The following is an 18,181-nucleotide window of genomic DNA, read 5'->3' as shown; positions in this document are numbered from 1 at the left end:
GACCGAAGTGCAATCACGCTGTTAGAACTGGCTTATGCAGCTCTGTCATATCCATTACTCAAATGTCATGGAGGAGTGAGATGGCGCGCTGGAGCACGCTGCTCCTCGATGACGCATCGCTCGCCGAGATGCCCCGGCTGCCGGTCGCGGATGTGCTCCGGCATGCCGACCTGGTCACCGCTCAGGAGCCGCACCCCCAGGCCTTGTACGAACGCTGGGAGAAGCAGCAGTGGTCTGCCCAGGCCATCGAGCTGGAGCCGGATCGCGAGGACTACGAGCGGCGGCTGCCCAAGGCGGCGCGCAAGGCTCTGGAGGAGTCGATCGCGACGTTCATCATCGGCGAGTACACGGGACTCGACCTGCTCGGGCCGATCCTGACCGGCGCGCCCGAGGAACGCGACCACCTCTACCTGGGCACGCAGATCGCCGACGAGACCCGCCACACCCAGCTGATGCTGCGGCTCGGCGAGGAGGTACTCGGCCTCGACCCCGACCCGCGCAGGATGCTCACCCAGGCGTGGAACATGGTCACCACGCCGCACCGCGACCTCAGCAGGCTGGAGACCGAGGTCATCCGCGAGCTGCAGGAACACCCCTCCGACTACCGCCGCTGGCTGCGCGCCGTGGCCCTGTTCCACCTCATCACCGAAGGCGTCCTGGCCCTGGTCGGCCAGCGGGCCATCGTGCGCTCCCTGCACGGCACCCCGCTGCTGTCCGGGGTGAAGGCCGGCTTCACCGCGATGTGCCGCGACGAGTCACGGCACGTCAGCTTCGGCCTGCACGCCCTGCGGCAGGGAGTCAGGGAGGGGTACGGCGACGACATCCGCGAGGTGATCGAGCAGTCCGCCCCGATCGCGCTGCGCATCGAGGAGGGCGGCGAGGCGGAGAGCACGGAGCAGGGGCCGACGATGCGCGAGCTCGGCATCGACAGCCTGCGCAGGCAGCTGCGGCTGATCGGCATCGAGGACGCCTTCGCTGACCACGTGATCGGCCTGTCGCTCCGGCAGCAGGTCTCCCCCGAGCAGTGAGCCCGGACCCCGTACACCCTGAGAGGAACAGCCCATGACACGCGAAGAAATCGTCGCCGCCCTCGCCGAGATCCTCAACGAGGTCGCCGACGTGGACCCTGCGGACGTCTCCGAGGAGAAAGCGTTCATCGACGACCTGGACATCGACTCCCTCGCCATGGTCGAGGTGATCGTCTCCGCCGAGGAGCGCTTCTCCGTCCACCTGCCCGAGGAAGAACTGAAGGAACTGCGTCTGGTCTCCGACGTGGTGCTGCGGATCGAGAAGCAGCTGGCGACCGTCTGAGCCACGGCGACACCCGCCGGTGCGGCCGTGGCCTCGTGGCCTCGGCCGCACCGGCCGCTTTGTTCCCACAGTGCACGCCGGCCGCTCTTCGCACTCCACGGTCTCGCCGCGCCCGCCTCGCTCAGCCCGCCGGGCCGCTGTCTCGCGCCCCCGTCCGCTAGCCGCAGCCACCGAATGGCAAGGCCCCCTTTTCCCTGCCCCCTGTTCACCGACCCGTCAGGAGCACCATGACCGACGCGGCACAGGTACGCCGAGCCGTCCGCGCCCTGTTCGACCCACGAGGCTGCGACGACCCGAACCCGCACTACGCGACGCTGCGCGACCACGGTCCCGTCTGGCGCCTGCCCGACGGGACGGTCCTGCTCAGCCGGTACGCGGAGTGCGACCATCTGCTGCGCTCCCCCCTCTTCCGCATGGAGGACGAGGCGTGGATGGCCGAGCGGTGGCCCGAGAGCCTGGAACATCCCGCGGTCCACTCCCTGATGGCCGAGATGGTCAACCAGAACTCCCCCCACCACGAGCGGCTGCGGCGCCTGGTCGGGCGTGCGTTCACACCGCGCCGGGTCGCCGAGCTGCGCCCGGCCGTGGCCGCCCTGGTCGATGGCCTGATCGACGACATGGCAAAGCGTGCCGTCGACGGCGAACCGGTGGACGTGATGGCGCACTTCGCCCTTCCGCTGCCCATTACCGTGATCGGAGAACTGCTGGGCATCCCGGAAGAGGACCGCGCCTGGTTCGGCCCCCGGATCTCGGCCGTCACCGCCGCCATCGAACAGCCCCACAGCGGCCCCGCCCTGCTCGCGGCGGACACGGCGACCCAGGAACTGTGGGAGCGGCTGGAGGAACTGGTGCGGCTGCGCACGCGCGAGCCGCGCGAGGACCTGGTCAGCACGCTCATCGCCGCCCGGGAGGCGGACGGTGACCGCCTCACGCGCCGGGAACTGCTCGCCAACCTGGTGCTGCTCTACTCCGCCGGCTACGAGACGACCAGCAACCTCCTCGGCAACGGCCTGGCCACCCTGGTCGCCCGGCCGGAGCTGCTCGACCGGCTGCGCGGCGAACCGGAGCGGGTCGGCGTGTGGGTCGAGGAGATGCTCAGGTACGCCCCGCCCATCCCGGTCGCCTCACGCTGGGCCGGTGAGGACACCGTCCTCGGCGGGCTGCCGATCGCGCGCGGCACCCAGGTCGTGGGCCTGCTCGCCGGCGCCAACCGTGACCCCGCCCGCTACTCCCACCCCGAGACCTTCGACCCGGACCGCAAGCGGGTGCCGAACCTGTCCTTCGGGGCCGGCGCCCACTACTGCCTCGGTGCCGTGCTGGCGCGGATGGAGACCGAACTCGCCTTCCCCGCGCTGCTGTCCAGGTTCCGCACGATCGGGTTCGCCTCGGACGAGGACCTGCGGCCCACCATGACCTCGCTGAGTGGATACGCCCGCCTGCCGCTGGTCCTCGGCTGCTGAGCCCGGTGGTATCAGGGCGCGAGGGGCCGGGACGGTGGTAGCACGCACCGTCCCGGCCCCTCGCCGGTCAGAACGCCCGTCAGGACGTGGACTTGGTCTTCTTCTGCCGCGGGAACACGGTGTACGACCAGGACCAGATGGTGTCGATGATCCAGATGGTCAGCCAGATCCGGCCGATCCACATCAGCACGCCCCGGTTCTCGTCCGGGATCGGCTCGTCCTGGAGCCGGTACGCCAGCCAGTTGGCGTCCAGGGCCCACAATCCCAGCTGCGCCAAGGCGAACACCAGGGTGTGGAACAGCCAGTCACGGCGTTCCTTGCGGGCATGGTCCTTCGGTGACAGCGCGCCGGCCGACGGCGTGTTCTCGGTGCCCAACTCGTTGTCCTCATTCCTCGCTCGATCGTGGTTCTGCCGAGGGGGAGCCGGCGCCGGCTCCCCCTGCCGTACGGCTTGAGGTACGAATCGCCGTACGGGTTCCGCCTCGGCGGGCCCGGACGCCCGCGGGCGGTCCTGCGGTGGCCGCTCCGGCAGCCGCAGCACGCGTATCGCCCACGGCGCGGCCACGGCGGCCAGCGCCGACACCGCCGCCGAGGTCAGACAGGCCGCCGCCCATCCCCATGCCTCGAACACCGTCCCGAGCAGCGGCGGTCCCACGAGCACGCCGATCAGCCGGGCACTCTCGTACCGGCCCATGGCCCGACCGGGCCGTCCCCCGGCGGCAGCCGCGACGGTCGCCTGCTCCACCGGGATCTGCGCGGCGAAGCACGCGGCCACCAGCGTCCACAGCACCGCCACCGCCACCGGGGCCGAGACCACCGCCAGCACGCCGGCGAAGAGCGCCGACGCCGTGAACGAGACGCCCATGGTCCAGCCGCGGCCGACGCGGTCGGTGATCCGGTGCGCGTGCTCCGGAAGCAGGATGAAGACCACGAATCCGGGGGCGAAGACCAGGGCGGCCTCGGTGGGCGTCAGCCCGTACTCCCCCTGGAGTTGCAACAGGAGCAGCATCCACAGACCGGCCTCCGCCCCCGCCGTGACCGCGGCCAGCGCCATCAGCGGCAGCAGTCGGCGCTGAGCGCCGGCACCGTCGGCCGCCGCCCCGGACGGCTCCCCGGCATCCGCCTTCCCGGCGGCTTCCTCCGGCCGTACGGCCAGCAGTACGGCAGCCACGGCGCAGGCCACGCAGCCCAACCAGAACAGGGGCCGGTATCCGCTGCGCTCCAGCACGGTGAACGCGAGCAGGTAGCCGACGAAGGCGCCCTGGCCGGAGACGGAGAGCAGCTTCCCGTAGGCGGCGGTGCCGTTGCCCCCCGTGCGCCGGCCCGTCCAGGTGTCCAGGGCGACCCAGAACAGCGCACCGCCTGCCCCGCCGATCCCGGCTGCCACGAACGCCGGCCACAGAGCGTCGGCGACCGCGTACCCGGCGAAGGACAGCGCGTACAGGGCAGCTCCCACCGCACCCACCCGGCGCGGATCACAGCGGTCGGACAACTCGCCCGCCAAGGGGCGGACCACGAGCGAGAGAACCGCCTCGACAGCTATCAGTGCGCCCACGGCGGAGGCCCCGGCCTTCAGTTCGGAGCCCGCCCACAGCGGGAGGAGGAAGTCCAGCACCTCCATCGGAGCGCTGCCCAGCGCGGCCGCCGCGAGGACACGCCGACCGGCCGCGCCGCCCGCGTCCGTCCCATCGCCCGGCGTTGCCTCGTCCGGCGTGCCCTTGTCCGGAGTACCCTTGTCCAGGGCACTCACGAAGCCGCCACCAGCTTCGGAGAAATGACCCTGGTGACGAAGGAGTTCCTGGTGATACGCGCGAACATGCTGCGCGCACCGGGGATCCACACCTCTTCGACACGGGCGTCCTTCAGCCCTCGTATGACCGTCTCCCAGTGCACGGGAGTGGTCCAGCCGTCGAGCAGATCCTGCTTGAGCTCCTCGGGATCGGTCAGCAGTCGCCCGTCCACGTCGGAGACCACGGGGATCCGGGCGGTCCGCCACTCGACCGTGCCGTACACCTCATCCTGCAGACGTTGTCTCAGCTCGCTGACGGCGGAGCAGTGTTCGGCGCGGTTCATGGTGTAGAAGGGGAAGCCGCCCTCCTCGCGTACACGCTGCTCGAACCGTTCCAGCGTGGCCATGGTCGCCGATACCGCGTGCACCTCATCGTCCAGCGCGACCGACAGCTCGACCCACTCCCCGCGCGCCTCGAACTCCTTGATGAGCGCCGCCACGGTGTCGCGCGGCAGGCGGTAGAAGAAGTGGCAGCCCAGGGGCTCGGCCAGCGAGTCGAAGTAGTCGCGTTCCACCACGACGCTGCGCTGGATCAGTTGCAGGCCCTCGGCATAGGAGAGTGCGCCCGCCCGGACGACCGCCATGAAGGCGCCGAAACTCTGCCCGCCGCACACCGTGGGACGGCCGCCCAGATTCTCCTCCGCCCAGTCGGCCAGACCCAGGGTGAGGGCCATGAAACCGGCCTCGTACACCTCCCAGTCGTAGATGGCCGCATCGCGGTAGGCGTCGATGAGCGAGTAGCCGAGCACCTCGTCCGCCTCGGCGAACCTCCTTCTCGCCTGTTCGTTGGTCGCCACGAACTCGCTGATCGTGTCGTACCGGGTGGGTATCAGCCCGGGGAAGAACAGCGCCACGGACATGGATCATCCTCGATTTCTCGGTGCTACTGATGCTTCGTCGGGAAGTCCCCCGCCGGCTGCGCCACGCCCGGCGGCCGGTCAGTGAGGGATACGGCCACCTCGACCACGGCCGCCCGGCCGGACGCGCAGTGCGCCCATGCCTCGGCGAGAGCCCGGTCGAGTGTGTCAGAGGTGTCCACCCGCCAGTGGCCGATTCCGTACGCGCCGGCCAGGGCGGCTGTCCCGGTGGGCCGCTCGTCGGTGAAGGCGAACCGGGAGCGCTCGCCGCAGACGCGGTCGAGATTGGCCTGAAGCCACCCGTATCCGCCGTTGTCCAGCACCACGTACAGGACGGCCGCTCCGCTGTCGGCCAGGGTGGGCAGTTCGCCGCGGAAGAGGTTGAACGCTCCGTCACCAGCCACCGCCACCACCGGACGGCCCGGTTCGGCCAGGGCCACCCCGACCGCGGCGGCGGCCCCGAAACCGAGCGGGGTCTGCTCGCTGGGCACCACCGAGCCGCCGGCCGCACCGCACGACCAGTACGGGAAGAAATAGGACCACATGTCCTGCAGGCCGTTCTCCTGGACCAGGACGCGGTCGGCGGGCACGGCCCGGTCGATCCCGGCCAGCACGTCGGCCACCCGCACCCCGTGCTCCCCGGCTTCGGGGCCGCCCGGCCGGTCCGTCCGCCGATCGGCGACCCGGTCCAGCTCGGTGCGGATGCCACGCACGCGGTCCGTCCAGTCCCCGGCCGGGCGGTGCTCCCGCAGGGCCGTCGCCCAATCCCGTACGGTGCGGCCCACATCACCCAGCACGTGGGCGCCCGGGTGTCCGGTGACCACGGAGTCCTCGGCCGACACGACCTGGACGACCGGCAGCCGCATGCGGTCGGGCCAGCCGAACGTGGCCGTCTCCTCCAGTCGGCTGCCGAGCGCGACAACCAGATCCGTCTCCTGCCACAGCCGGTCGGCGGGCGGCACGGTGTACAGCCCGGAGACCCCGCAGTACAACGGGTGGTCCTCGGCGACGGTGCCCCGGCCTGAGGCCGTGCTGAACACGGCGGCACCGAGCAACTCGGCGAAGCGCTCGATCCGGCGGTCCGCGTTGCGGTGCCGCGCTCCTCCGCCGACCAGCAGCACCGGCCGCCGTGCGGCACCGATCAGCCGGCCCGTCGCCCGCAGCACGTCCTCGTCCGCGCCGGTCCGCTGTGGTGCCGGCGGTCGCCAAGGGCCGGGCTGCTCGACGGCTTCGCCGGCCACGTGCTCGGCGATCTCCAGGTAGACGGGGCCGGGCGTGCCGCCGACGGCCATCGCGGTCGCCTTCTCCAGGGCGGCCGGAAGCCGGTCGGCACGGTCCACGCGTTCGGCCCACTTGACGAAGGGCCGGACCGCACCGAGCTGGTCCAGCTCCTGGAAGGCCCCGGTGCCGAGGCGTTCGAGCGCAGTCCCGCCGGCCACCAGCACGACCGGCGCCGCCGCCGAGCGCGCCTCCAGCAGACCGGTGAGGGCGTTGGTCAGCGCAGGGCCTTTGCCCACCGCGCACACCGCGGGCCGCCCCGTGGCGAGGGCATGTCCGGTGGCCATGAACATCGCGTTGCGCTGGTCCCGGCAGAGCACGACCCTGGTGCTCGTGCCCTCCAGGGCGGCGAGCAGGTCCATGTCGTCGCCGGGCAGTCCGAACACCGCGCCGGCGCCCAGGTGCTGGAGGTGGTCGGCAATGGCGTGCCAGGCGCTGGGATGCTTCCTCGCCCCGCTCATGCCCGCCCCCGCGGCAGGTGCTCGGCAACGGCCTTCGAGACCAGAATCGGCTCTGTCCACATCCCTTTGCCGTCGGTGATGTAGTTGGCCATGCGGCCGAAGCCGCCGAAGGGTGCGTTGCCGTTGTCGATGGCGAGCAGGGTGGTGTCCGTGGTCACCGTGGTGCGGCGGCGCAGCGCCTGCACCAGCTCCGGCGCACTGCCGTACACGCTGGCACCGAGGGCGCGTTCGGTGAACACGCCGGTCGTCAGCGTCGCGGCCAGCGCCCGTTCGTCGCGGTAGCCGGCGATGCTGAAGACCGGAGCGAAGAACTCCGGCAGCTGGGTGCGCGGGGTCACTTCGGGGACCACCACGATCGCGGGGTCCAGTCGGCGGGAGCGGAAGTCGACGTTTCCGCCGTGCACGATCCGGTCGCGGTTCCTCGCCAGGTAGAGGGCGGCCTCTTCCAGCGCCCCGTCGTAGAACAAGGGACCGTAGTCGGCCTCGGGGTCGGTGTACGGCCCGTGGCGCAGCCGGTCGAGTGCGGCACGCAGAGCGTCGGTGAACGGCTCGAGCAGGTCCTCGTGCACGCAGAACAGGTCGGGACCCAGGCAGTCCTGACCCGAGTTGAGCAAGCGGATCTCGACGGCGTCCCGTACGGCGGCCTCGAGATCGGCGCCCGGCGCGACGACGAACGGGTTCACGCCGGACCCCAGGAACAGGAACAGCTGCCCGGGGGCGAGTCGGGTCCTGACCTGCTCGGCATTGCGGTAGGCACCGGTGAAGACCACCACGTCCGCCCGGCCGGAGAGGTCGTCGAGGAACTCCCGCTGGCTGCTCTCCGCCGCTTCGACGGGCAGGCCGTGGACCTCGGAGAGCATCCGATGCAGCCGCATCATCTGGTCCTTGACCTGGCTGGAGGGCCGGAACACCAGCTGCCGGGCGTACAGCGCAGGTATCAGCAGGTAGAGCACGTACGAGTAAAGGATCACGTTGGACGGCATGAAGACGGCCAGCCGGTCGACCGTGGCGGGGCGGTGCAGGGCGATCTCCTGTTCCGCGCCGTCGAGCGTCGCCACGGCCGCGTCGATCTCGTACGCCGCGGCCCGGTGGGTCGATATCTCGCAGAGCAGTTCGTGCACCTCCTCCGGGCGCTCGGCCAGGAGGCGGCGGACAGCGTGCAGGGCCCGGAGCCGGTCGGCGCTCATCCGGCCCGTCGACGGCGCCTTCGAGACCGGAAGGGCGGGAGCGGTAGTCATGTCCCTCCTCGGGATGATGGTCAGTGCAGAGTCACAGTCAATCACAAGTCAATTCGAGTCATTAGTTCAGTCATGAAATGCTTCAGGCCGAAGGGCGGTGGTCGGGCGTGCCGGTCAGTGCGCAGGTCACAGTGCCCGCAGTGCCGAGGATCTCCAACAGGCGGTCACGACCAGCAGGTAGGCGGCGGCCAGGGCGGCGAGTGCGGGCCGCACCCCCAGCGCCTCCACGGCCACGGCGGTAGCCGCCGCGCCCAGCGGTACGGCGGCCATCCCGACCGTGTCGACGGCGGAGACGACCCGCCCGTACGTCTCGGGGCGCAGCCCGCGCTGGAAGGCACTCGTCCGCACCGGGCCGACGGGGGCGGCCACTACCCCCAGCAGGCACAGCAGGACCGCTGCCACCGGAAGCGACGGGGACACCACGGCGAGCCCGGCGACCAGCAGCCCCACACCGGCCCCGGATGCCAGGTAGGCACGCCGCCGCCCGAGGCGGTGCCCCACGACCGCGTAGGCGCCGGTGCCCGCCAGGACCCCGACACCGAAGGCTGTGAGCATCACCCCGAGCCCTGCGGCGCTGCCGAGCTCCCGGTGCGCGTAGACCGCCAGAAGCACCCCCGCCAGCCCGCTGTCCAGCGCGTTGAACGCGGCCCCCGAGCAGGCCAGCGCCCGCACCAGCCGCTCCCGCCACAGAAGGCGCAGTCCAACCCGGATTTCGTCCAGATACGCACGGACGGCACGGGGTGAGCCCAGGCTCGCCGGGGCCGCGACAGCCGGGGCCAGCGGGGCCACCACGGGCGACGGGACGCCGGTCAGGATGACGAGAGCCGCCAGAAGGCAGCCGAGTGCATCCAGGGCGAGGACGGCATCGGTGCCGAGCGTCGCGGTGGCCAGGCCACCGAGCGGTAGCCCGGCCAGTTGGGCGGCCTGGTGGACGCCGCCGAGCAGCGCGTTGCCGCGCTCCAGCGGCATACCCGCGGCCTCGACGAGCCCGGGGACGAGGCCCGTCACCGCCGCGACACCGGGTACGTCGAGCACTGACGCCGCCGCCGACAGCCCGATCAGCGTGGCGAAGTCGAGCCGCCCCAGGTGGTGCAGCAAGGGGATACAGGCGGCCGCGGCGCCCCCGAAGACGTAGGCGGTGACGGCCATGCGCTTGAAGCCCCAGCGGTCCACCAGCGGCCCCGCCAGCACGCCGGCCAGCCCGGAGGAGACCGCCCCGACCACGAGCAGCACACCGGTGCGCGCCGCACTGCCCGTCGTCTCCAGGACGAACCAGGGCACGGCGACGATCACCATGGCCTCGCCGACCGAGCTGATGAGCACCGCACCCAGGAGCGCGCGCATACCCCACGGGCGCGACACAGCAGGCAAAGCTCTAGTCATGAAACTTGACTCTACTGTGACTCGAGCACCGATGAGATCCGGCCTGATCGCCCATCGACCGAACGCGATCCTGATCCTTGGCCTTTACAGGCGATGTAGACTGCAGGTCAATGTCCATTTAGTGCGCGTGACACGCTGCGAGCGATACGTTGATCATCCATCAGCCAGATTTCGGTAGGCGGATTCGCGAGATCCGCCGTGCTCGGGGCCTGCCCCAGTCGGAGCTCACCAGCGAGACGGTCTCCGCCAGCTATATCTCACTGGTCGAGAGCGGACGCAGGACCCCGAGTGTCAAGGCGGCCAAGGCGATCGCCGAGCGGCTCGGGCTCCGGCTGGAGGACCTCGGCAGACCGCCCGCCGACCAGCACCCCTCCCGTATGGAGCTGATCGGCCGCCTCGTCTCAGCCCGGACCGGACAGCTCGCCGGTGACTGGGAGCGCGCCCGCGACGATCTCGCCACCCTGATCCGTGAGTTGACCTCCCCCGACGCGGCGACCGGGTCCGAAGAGGTGTTGTGGGAGGCCCGCTGGGAGCTCGCTGTCACGCTCGGGCATCTCGGCGAGCAGGAGGCGCGGCTCGACGTGCTGCGGGATCTGCTGGCGGCCCCCATGACCGAGCACGCACCCATGATCCAGGCCCGTGTCCTGGTCGAGACCGCCCGGGCCCTGCGCCGGATGGGCAGGCTCTCCGAGAGCGTGAACCACGCCGAACAGGCCGTGCGGATCACCGGGGAACTCGGTGTCGCGCCGACCGATCACACGGAAGCCCTCGTCGTCGCAGTGTCGGCGTATGCCGAGAGCGGCGACTGGCAGCGTGCCGACGCCCTGTGCGAGGAACTCCTGGCGGGAACGGGCGAACCCGTGCCGCCGCATGTGGGCGCGTCGACCCTCTGGGCCGCCGGCGGGTTGCGTCGGCTGGCCGGCCGACCGTCGGAGGCACTCGACCTGCTGAACCGAGCGGACGCCCTGGCCGGACCCGGCACCGACATGGCGGACCGGGCCCGGCTGGTACGAGCCCGCGCGCTTGCGGCCCTGGCGGCCGGTGAGCAGGACAGCGCACGGACGCTGATCGAGCAGTCGCGGGCCCTGACGGAACTGCTCGGCTCCCCGAGCGCCCGCATGCTGCAGTCCGCGCTGGAGTGCCTCGCCGCCCTGCGCCGGGGCGAGGCCGTGGAGGCCGACCGACTCGCCTCGGACATCGGGCCCGACACCCCGGGCCTGCCCCTGCTGGAGCAGGCCTGGATCGGCATCGTCCGGGCCCGTGCCCATCGCGCCGCCGACAGGCCCGCCGAGGCGGAGGCCGACTACCGGTGGGCGGCCGACCGCTACGAGCAACTCGGCTCCTACCGGCTCGCGATGGAGACCTGGCGCGAGCTCCACGCCGACGGCGCGGACGAACCCGCGGCCGATCCGCACGGGCTGGTCATGCCCTAGCCGACGAGGGCACCAGCAGGCAGGACCGGCCGCGGACTCGGGGAAATCCGGGATCACCGACATGGCCGAGTTGGGCGCGTTCCGGCACGGTGATGAAGCCGCCGCCGGTTCCTCCCCTCACCCGCTCAGCCGCCGTTCACCGCCGTTTCACCGGATCCGGCCGCGTTCATCGTTCCACCCGATCCGGCCCCGCTCCCGGCCTCCTACCAGACGGTCGACAACAGCGGGGCGGCTCCCCCCGGTGCAGACCGGTCGTCCCCGGCGCTCCTGCCCGGTCTCGGCTCCCCCACCAGGTCGTCGTCCTCGGCGCAGGCGGCCACGTCGACGTGCCACGTGCGCACCCGTGCGACCGGCGCCGACGTGGCAGCGGCCGCGGCCAGCCCGGGCTCGGCCTCCAGGTTCCGCACGTGCGCCTCCTCCGGCGAGCCCACGGGCGCACTCCACGCCGCCCGCTCCGGTCGGCGCACCAGTGCGCCTCCCGGACCGTCGGAGGCGAGGGCGTCGAGCTCCCCCGCCACGGACAGCGGGCTGCCCAAGAGCCTGAGGGCGGCCTCCTTACGGGTCCACAGCCGGGCCAGGCGTTCCGCTCTCCTGCCCTCCGCGGCCGCGTGGGCCCACCGCCGCTCCCCTTCAGTGAAGGGCATCGCCGGCCCGAACTGTGCCGAGCGCGGAACCTCGTGCAGGCTCAGCGCGACCGAGCACCCACGGACGAGCGCCAGAGTGAGCCGTCCGGCGTCACCGCACACGGCGAGACCGAACGGACCGCCGCGCAGCCGAAGCCGCCCCAGCGGATCCCGCTCGAGCGGCACTTCGGACCCGCTCATGCCGAGGATCCGCCCCAGCACTTGGCGCAGTGGCGGTCCCCCGTCCAGCCGCCTCCCTTGGTCGGTGCCGGTCCCGGACACGCCGGCGACACGGAAAACGTGCAGTTCGTCTCCCGTGACGGCGGGAAAACCCTGCGTGCCGGACAGCACCGTCCGTGCTGTCCTCGTCGCTGTTTCCCCAAAGGTGTGACAAGTCGTTCCGCCGAGCGGGCACGAACAGCGACAGCCGCCGTCCCGTGCGTCGTAATTCCCCACTGAGCATTCCCCGTTTGGTCAGATACACCGGTGTCGGACATGGACTGGTCCTGTCCCGTCCGCCCCGCGCCACGGCAGCTGACGGCCCGATACATCTCCGCAAGCAGCAAGGCACCCGCACTCATGGTCGTCATGGTCGGTGGCCGCCCGTGCCGTGGGCCGGTATATGCGCGTAGCTGCGCCACTAGATGATCACAGCCACACGGGGTCTGTACACCCGCCATCAGGCGGGATCGCTACCCTCCAGTTGCCCTGTGTGCGTCGCCGCGAACATCCGCAGCGCCGCCGGAAGTGCGACCACGCAAGGGCCCGGCGTCCCCAACGCCTTCGCAAGGTCCCCCTCCGGCGTCTCCGGCGTCTCCGGCGTCGTCCGCACCCCCGGCACTCGTCGAGATCGATCCCGTACGCAAGCCGAAGGCGCTGGTGTGGACGGACGAGCGGGTCGCCAAGTGGGAGCAGCCGGGCGAGAAGCCGTCGCCCGTGATGGTCTGGACGCCCCAACAGACCGGCGCCTTCCTCGACTTCGTCGCCGAGGACCGGCTGTACGCGATGTGGCACCTGATCGCCTTCCGTGGCCTGCGCCGTGGTGAGGCGTGCGGGCAGCCGTGGTCGGAGACAAACCTCGACACCCACTCCCTCACCGTCTCCTCGCAGCTCGTGCAGGACGGCTGGGAGGTCGAGGCATCCGACCCCAAGACCGACAGCGGATACCGCGTCGTCGCGCTCGACGACGACACCGTCAATGTCCTGAAGCGACACCGCGAACGACAGGACGCGGACCGCAATGAGTGGGGATCGGCCTGGGTGGACACCGGGCACGTCTTCACCCAGGAGGACGGCTCCTGGCTGCACCCCGGCAAGGTCACCGACCTCTTCGAGCGGCTCGTCGCCGCCTCCGGCCTCCCGCCGATCCGGCTGCACACCTGCGCCACGGTGCTGCCATTCTCAAGCTGGCCGCCGACATCGACATCAAGATCGTGTCGGACACCCTCGGGCACAGCGACACCCGCATCACGCGGGACATCTACCAGAGCGTCCTGCCCCAGGTCGGCAAGAACGCCGCGAGGCCACCGCCAAGTTGGTCCCACTTCAGCGCAAGGCCGAGGCAGAGAAGGCGGCCCGTAAGGCAGCGAAGGCCGCCAAGAAGGCCAGGGCCAAGAAGAACGGCAAGGGCAACGACAAGCCGACGGACAAGGCGGACGCCCAGGCCAAAGCCAAGAAGAAGGCCAAGCCCCGGAAGCCCGAGAAGTAGGTCCGGCGGCGCACCGCTCACGCACCGCTCACGCAAGCCACCCCACGGCACCCCGGCCGCGCGCCCCACCATGCCCCGAGCAACAGAAAACCCCAGGTCATCGACTATCTGACCTGGGGTTTGATGGAGCCGCCTTCGGGATTCGAACCCGAGACCTACGCATTACGAGCTGTCCTATCTTGCTTCAGGGACGTCCGCAGGCGTCCATGAAAGGAAGGTGAGACCTGGTCACAGGGGGTTCCGGACCTCTGTGGACGGCGACGGACGCCCCCGGACCGCGGGGCAAATGAGACTGCAACTGAGACTGGGTTAGCACCTGCGCCACCCGGTCAGGAACCGCCCGTCGGCGTTCCCGCCGACCATCCTCGTTCTCAAGCCCGGTCGTTCCTGCGTACGGCCCCCACTACCTGCTCAGGAGTCAGAGCCCCAGCCTGGAGGCTGTGTGAGCAATGCTAGGAGTAGTACTCGTTGCGCTCCGGCGACCACCAGTCGACAGACCAGCCCACCGAGTGCTCTGCCACGTACTTGCCTACCGTCGGCGCGCCGTCTGAAACAGGACCGACCTTGATGGGTCTGTTCTCTTCGACGTCGATTGACTGGCTCTCCACAGGTCACGAGCATGTAAGCAGTCAAACAAACGTCGTCTGCCCATAGATGGTGCCCGGCCGGCGCGAGGGGTTCGGTAGCTAGGTCACCCCGGTTGCAGCCCAGCTTGCCCCCTCACTCTGCGAGGCAGGCGGGACGGTGCAGCGGAATGCCCAAAATCGCACTTAGTTCATGATTCCAAATGTCGAATCGATTCCTAGTCGCTTCTAGGCTCTTCGTTGTACTTGTTATTGCAGCAACGAACTTATCGTCCTCGACACAGATCCTCTTGAAGGCAGCCAGGACATCAGGTGCTCTACCCAAAGCAATGTCGCGTACCCTTTCGTCGGCGAGTGCATAGATTTGCACGTCGAATACTGCCCTGTTCAGACTTCGCTCCCAGCGTGCGCCAGACCATTTGTGGCACGCACCCTCGTCAGAGAAGATCTGCCGCGCAGCATCAATCGCACGCTCCATCTCTGACAGTTTGGAAATGATTTCACGCGAAGAGGACTTCCAGGTCTTATTGTAATGGCTGCAAGTCTTGTCGAGGAAATCTTTCAGATTACCTTTGTAGGGTGTGGCGGCGGTCCGAAAGCCCAGGTATCGAACCATCATTTCGGCGTCAATCATGCGGCGGTCAGGGCCGTTGTTGCCAAGAAGATGCTGCAGCCCAGGACTCGTCCCGGACTGCTCATCGACAAAGTTAACAAAGTCGCCCGGCACCAGCGCCTGGCGGAGCTCTTGCGGTGACAGGGGGACGCTGCCGGTGTTGAGGCGGAGGAATAGCGTATAGAGAAAATCTTCAGACTCCCATCCTTTGATGGACACCGTGCGGATGGTGTGATTTTCGAAAGCGTCAAACAGGTCCGGCCTTTCTCTTTCCAGCCTATTAATGTCCCATCCACGTACGCTTTCAAGGATTGATGTTCCGGTGATCTTGAAGGATTCAAACCCATCGTCCACTTCAGAGCCGATCCCGGCGTAGAACTGTCGAAGGGCAAGCAGGCGCTGCTTTCCATCAATGACTAGATAATGGCCCGGTCGTGCCGGCTTCTCAGCAAGAACGATCTGCGGGATGGGGTACGCCAAAATGGCCGACTCTACGAATTTGCTCTTCGTAGGATTAGTCCAAGCTGCGCGGCGCTGAAATTTTGGATTAAGATCGATTCTACCCTTCCTCATCTGGGTAATGATGGTCTCAATCGTCCAGTCGGTCGCCGAGATGCTGGCACGAGCGGCAGTTAGACGATTGATTACATCTTCTTCGCTCTCGCCTGACGTGCCATCGACAGGCAACATGCCTTCAGGGCTTTGGTCGGTCATGAGTGCCTCCATGGTGAGATTGTTACACTAGGGCAGCAAAGCAAGACTTGTCTCAGATCACGTGGCGAGTGTGAGGGAGTTAGAGCCCCGATCACGGATAATGGTCCGCCGCGGCTCGTTTCACGGTCCTGTTGCGCGGATACGGACGCGGCGCGGTGCAGTGATAGGCAAGGCATCCGCGGCCTATTAGGTGGGCGGTGACCTTATGGCGACTCTCTCGAAGAGAGCCGCCAGCTCCGCTAGTGGGTCGAGCGATAACAGCACCTCCACAAAGCCCGGTCATCTCAGTGGGCTTCGCCTCACACTCGCCGGCCCGCAACGCGCGCACGAGTTATCCCGCCGCAATCTGGCGGAACCCGCCATCGCAATACCAACTATTCAAGGCGAGTCCCTCATACAGGGCTACCATCCACGTGTTGTTGTGACACCTTCTTCGTGAGCGGGCCATGGACTCTAGCAGCTCCCGTACGTCTGAAGGACCACCGGCCTTATAGGCCTCTTCCAAGGAGAGTTCGATTCCCGTCAAGTCGTCCGCGGCCTGGTCCTCGTAGAGCTGGGCCAAGTTGAACGCTTCAAAATGATATCGAACTCTCTCCGTGAGTTGCATGTTCCATGCAGCAGGAGGGCTTACGAGGAATTTGACATGCCAGTCCGAGGGTATTTCATTGGGTAGCGGCGAAAATTCCCGTCCGGTGCTAGAGAACGTGACGAGATGGGCGCGCAGCCATCGCTGATCGTCAATGTCGTCAAAATATGGATGCAGCGTTTGTTCTCTGTGAGTCTTGGGAAACTTTTCACCTTTAAGATGATTGCAGTCTGAGCAAACTGGCACCAGGTTTGTCGGCACCACCGCGAGGTACGGGAACTTTGACTTTGGTAGATGATGGTCGACTTGCCGAACAGACCCCACTCCACAAAGTGGGCACTTAAGCCGACGGTTGCGAACCGCATCGTAAACTGGGCGGCCCGGATAGTCAGGACTCATCCGACGTGTGTACATCCCGACCAAATCATCGGCGTCGTCTTCATGGCCTTTCTGTGGGCCGAATTTTGCAGGATCCAATTTATGTAGCGTGGCTGCGCGGCATGCTTGTTCAAATGATTCCGCAGCGGACAGGACTTCGGTCTCGTAGTTCGACAGCAGCATCAGCTTCTGCTGGCTAATGGTAGCGCTGAGGCACAAGCGGTAGGCTTCCTGAGTGCAAAAGGTCGGCGGGACGACACGCAGCATTAGACCCTGCCCTCCCTGCGACGCGTTGCAGACCGAGCAAGCGCCCTCCCTTCTGTTCCCAAATTTTCACCGAACTCGTTCAGAATTTGGTCGAATGTCATCCCTTTATCGGCGAGTTTCTGAATCATTTGGTTGAAGCCGGTACGCCGGACTTCCAAACCAAAAATCTCTCTGGTAATAACGCCGACATTCTCGCCGAATGTCTCAACCTCTGGGTGATCAGCACGCACGTCATCGCCAGCCCTACGTAGGGCCCACACCGCCTCTCGCGGGGTCTCCTGCAATACCACTGGAGAATGCGTGGCGACGATCGCCAGTCCGTTGCGATCTGCTAGGAGCTCCGAGAGCACGCGGACAAACGTGGAAAGCAATGGCGGGTGAAGGTGAGCTTCAGGCTCATCGATGAGCACAAGTGTGCGCTCTGTTGTATTTAGCACAAGCTGGGCAAGAGTTAGCAGCACGATCGCGTGACCAGAACTAAATGACGAGAACAGCGATGCGGCGTCTGGGACTTCATCTCTTGGCTCACCGAGCTGAGAGATCTCCAGGTCACAAAAGGCGGAATCTGTCTCTTCTAGGCGCTCCAGAACCCCCCTCCAGCGTTCAGCCATTGCTCGGTTTGTGCTCATGCAACTCTCGACACATTCTGCAAACTCGGCAGTCAATTCCGATTGACTCTTTTGCCCCTCCTCAGTTTTCAAGCCAACGTACTGATAGGCCACGTACTGGTGTCGAGCCCTATGAGGCTTATGCGTATCGAAAGCGCTGAAGGAAACGTAGACAACGTTATTGAACGGATGTACTCGATGCTCGGCTCTGTCTTCGATGGACCCGCCTCTAAATGGGGTTCTTCTGGCAAGCGTGACATCCGCGATCTTGTGAAGTAGGCGTGTCTTGCCAACCCCGTTACTTCCGATAAGCGCTTGAATATTACTAGGCGGCTTCCTTTCGGGGTTTACTTTTAGATCCAACGTCAGGTCGGGGCAATTTTCAGCGGCGATTTCTTGACGGTAGCGAACGTGAAATTTGGATCTCGTAGGGCCGCCATTAGCGATGCGATGGTACTGATTTCGCACAGTCTCGTCATCAGTACCCCGCAGCAGCGATTGTCTCATCGCTGATTCCGCAAGAACGTCATTGAACAGTACTGTGTCTAGTGCTGCATCCCGAAGGGCATGGTAAATCGTGAGCCGTTTCTCTTCGTCGAACTCGTCGCGAAGTGTCGCGTAGTAGCTTTCGTCCACCCCTAGAGAAAAAAACTCCTCTGCCAGATATGTAAAGGTCTCCGGCAGCTCGACACGTCCGGAGGGCATGCCGCGACGGGCGATCTTGACAGCCCCTACGTGAATGCTACGGACTCCGTTGTGACAATAAAGGTCAAAGGTAGTTTTGAAACCGTAGTCATCCCAGTTATCGCGCACAAGTACCGCATGGTTCAGCTTCGCTGCGGCAGGCGACAGTGACGTAGTGAAGAGCATCCGATCATGATAGTGGTAGC

General features: G+C 67.4%; 13 protein-coding genes and 1 pseudogene. 5 read left to right on the top strand and 9 right to left on the bottom strand.

The features are described 5' to 3' along the window. The first annotated feature begins 80 nt into the window (after positions 1-80). From AB5J55_RS23690 to AB5J55_RS23680, 3 genes are all read left to right on the top strand, one after another. Complete coding sequence (locus tag AB5J55_RS23690; protein ID WP_369272593.1) at positions 81-1,028, top strand: ribonucleotide-diphosphate reductase subunit beta; 948 nt, start codon at positions 81-83, stop codon at positions 1,026-1,028. 34 nt (positions 1,029-1,062) lie between these two features. Continuing rightward, complete coding sequence (locus tag AB5J55_RS23685; protein ID WP_369272592.1) at positions 1,063-1,311, top strand: acyl carrier protein; 249 nt, start codon at positions 1,063-1,065, stop codon at positions 1,309-1,311. A 227-nt stretch (positions 1,312-1,538) separates the two neighbouring features. After that, positions 1,539-2,771, top strand: coding sequence for a cytochrome P450 (locus tag AB5J55_RS23680; RefSeq protein WP_369272591.1), 1,233 nt, complete (start codon positions 1,539-1,541; stop codon positions 2,769-2,771). Positions 2,772-2,850: 79 nt separating this feature from the next. Here AB5J55_RS23680 and AB5J55_RS23675 read toward each other — a convergent pair whose 3' ends face one another. The 5 genes from AB5J55_RS23675 to AB5J55_RS23655 form a co-directional block, all read right to left on the bottom strand. Next, the gene (locus AB5J55_RS23675; protein WP_369272590.1) at positions 2,851-4,521 is read right to left on the bottom strand and encodes an MFS transporter; all 1,671 of its coding nucleotides are present in this window, start codon (positions 4,519-4,521) and stop codon (positions 2,851-2,853) included. Then, positions 4,518-5,420, bottom strand: a complete 903-nt coding sequence (locus tag AB5J55_RS23670; protein ID WP_369272589.1) for an ACP S-malonyltransferase — start codon at positions 5,418-5,420, stop codon at positions 4,518-4,520. Before AB5J55_RS23670 ends, AB5J55_RS23675 begins: the two co-directional genes overlap by 4 nt. 23 nt (positions 5,421-5,443) lie before the next feature. Next, entirely contained in the window at positions 5,444-7,156 is a 1,713-nt protein-coding gene (locus tag AB5J55_RS23665; RefSeq protein ID WP_369272588.1) for a thiamine pyrophosphate-binding protein, read from the bottom strand. Next, entirely contained in the window at positions 7,153-8,394 is a 1,242-nt protein-coding gene (locus AB5J55_RS23660; protein WP_369272587.1) for an aldehyde dehydrogenase family protein, read from the bottom strand. Before AB5J55_RS23660 ends, AB5J55_RS23665 begins: the two co-directional genes overlap by 4 nt. Positions 8,395-8,520: 126 nt before the next feature. After that, a complete protein-coding gene (locus tag AB5J55_RS23655; protein ID WP_369272586.1) occupies positions 8,521-9,777 on the bottom strand; it encodes an MFS transporter in 1,257 nt (418 codons plus the stop codon). A gap of 149 nt (positions 9,778-9,926) precedes the next feature. On the opposite strand from AB5J55_RS23655, the gene AB5J55_RS23650 reads away from it, so the two are divergent. Then, positions 9,927-11,210: a helix-turn-helix domain-containing protein gene (locus AB5J55_RS23650; protein WP_369272585.1), complete on the top strand. Its 1,284-nt coding sequence runs from the start codon at positions 9,927-9,929 to the stop codon at positions 11,208-11,210. Between the two features lie 203 nt (positions 11,211-11,413). Here AB5J55_RS23650 and AB5J55_RS23645 read toward each other — a convergent pair whose 3' ends face one another. Then, complete coding sequence (locus tag AB5J55_RS23645; protein WP_369272584.1) at positions 11,414-12,034, bottom strand: 4'-phosphopantetheinyl transferase superfamily protein; 621 nt, start codon at positions 12,032-12,034, stop codon at positions 11,414-11,416. Positions 12,035-12,676: 642 nt separating this feature from the next. Here AB5J55_RS23645 and AB5J55_RS23640 point away from each other — a divergent pair. Then, positions 12,677-13,541, top strand: a pseudogene (locus tag AB5J55_RS23640) (site-specific integrase); the annotation flags it as partial. A 720-nt stretch (positions 13,542-14,261) separates the two neighbouring features. On the opposite strand, the gene AB5J55_RS23635 reads toward AB5J55_RS23640, so the two are convergent. From AB5J55_RS23635 to AB5J55_RS23625, 3 genes are all read right to left on the bottom strand, one after another. Continuing rightward, complete coding sequence (locus tag AB5J55_RS23635) at positions 14,262-15,452, bottom strand: DUF262 domain-containing protein (RefSeq protein WP_369272583.1); 1,191 nt, start codon at positions 15,450-15,452, stop codon at positions 14,262-14,264. Positions 15,453-15,783: 331 nt separating this feature from the next. Then, positions 15,784-16,683, bottom strand: a complete 900-nt coding sequence (locus tag AB5J55_RS23630) for an HNH endonuclease signature motif containing protein (protein ID WP_369272582.1) — start codon at positions 16,681-16,683, stop codon at positions 15,784-15,786. Then, on the bottom strand, positions 16,683-18,161 hold the full coding sequence (locus tag AB5J55_RS23625) for an AAA family ATPase (RefSeq protein WP_369272581.1): 1,479 nt from the start codon (positions 18,159-18,161) through the stop codon (positions 16,683-16,685). The genes AB5J55_RS23630 and AB5J55_RS23625 overlap by 1 nt, the downstream gene beginning before the upstream one ends. Between the last annotated feature and the right edge of the window lie 20 nt (positions 18,162-18,181).

Origin of the sequence: Streptomyces sp. R11 (genome assembly GCF_041051905.1) — a bacterium.
Lineage (GTDB): Bacteria > Actinomycetota > Actinomycetes > Streptomycetales > Streptomycetaceae > Streptomyces.
Note: the sequence above shows the minus strand (reverse complement) of the source record. Positions and strands in the feature narration are given on the sequence as shown.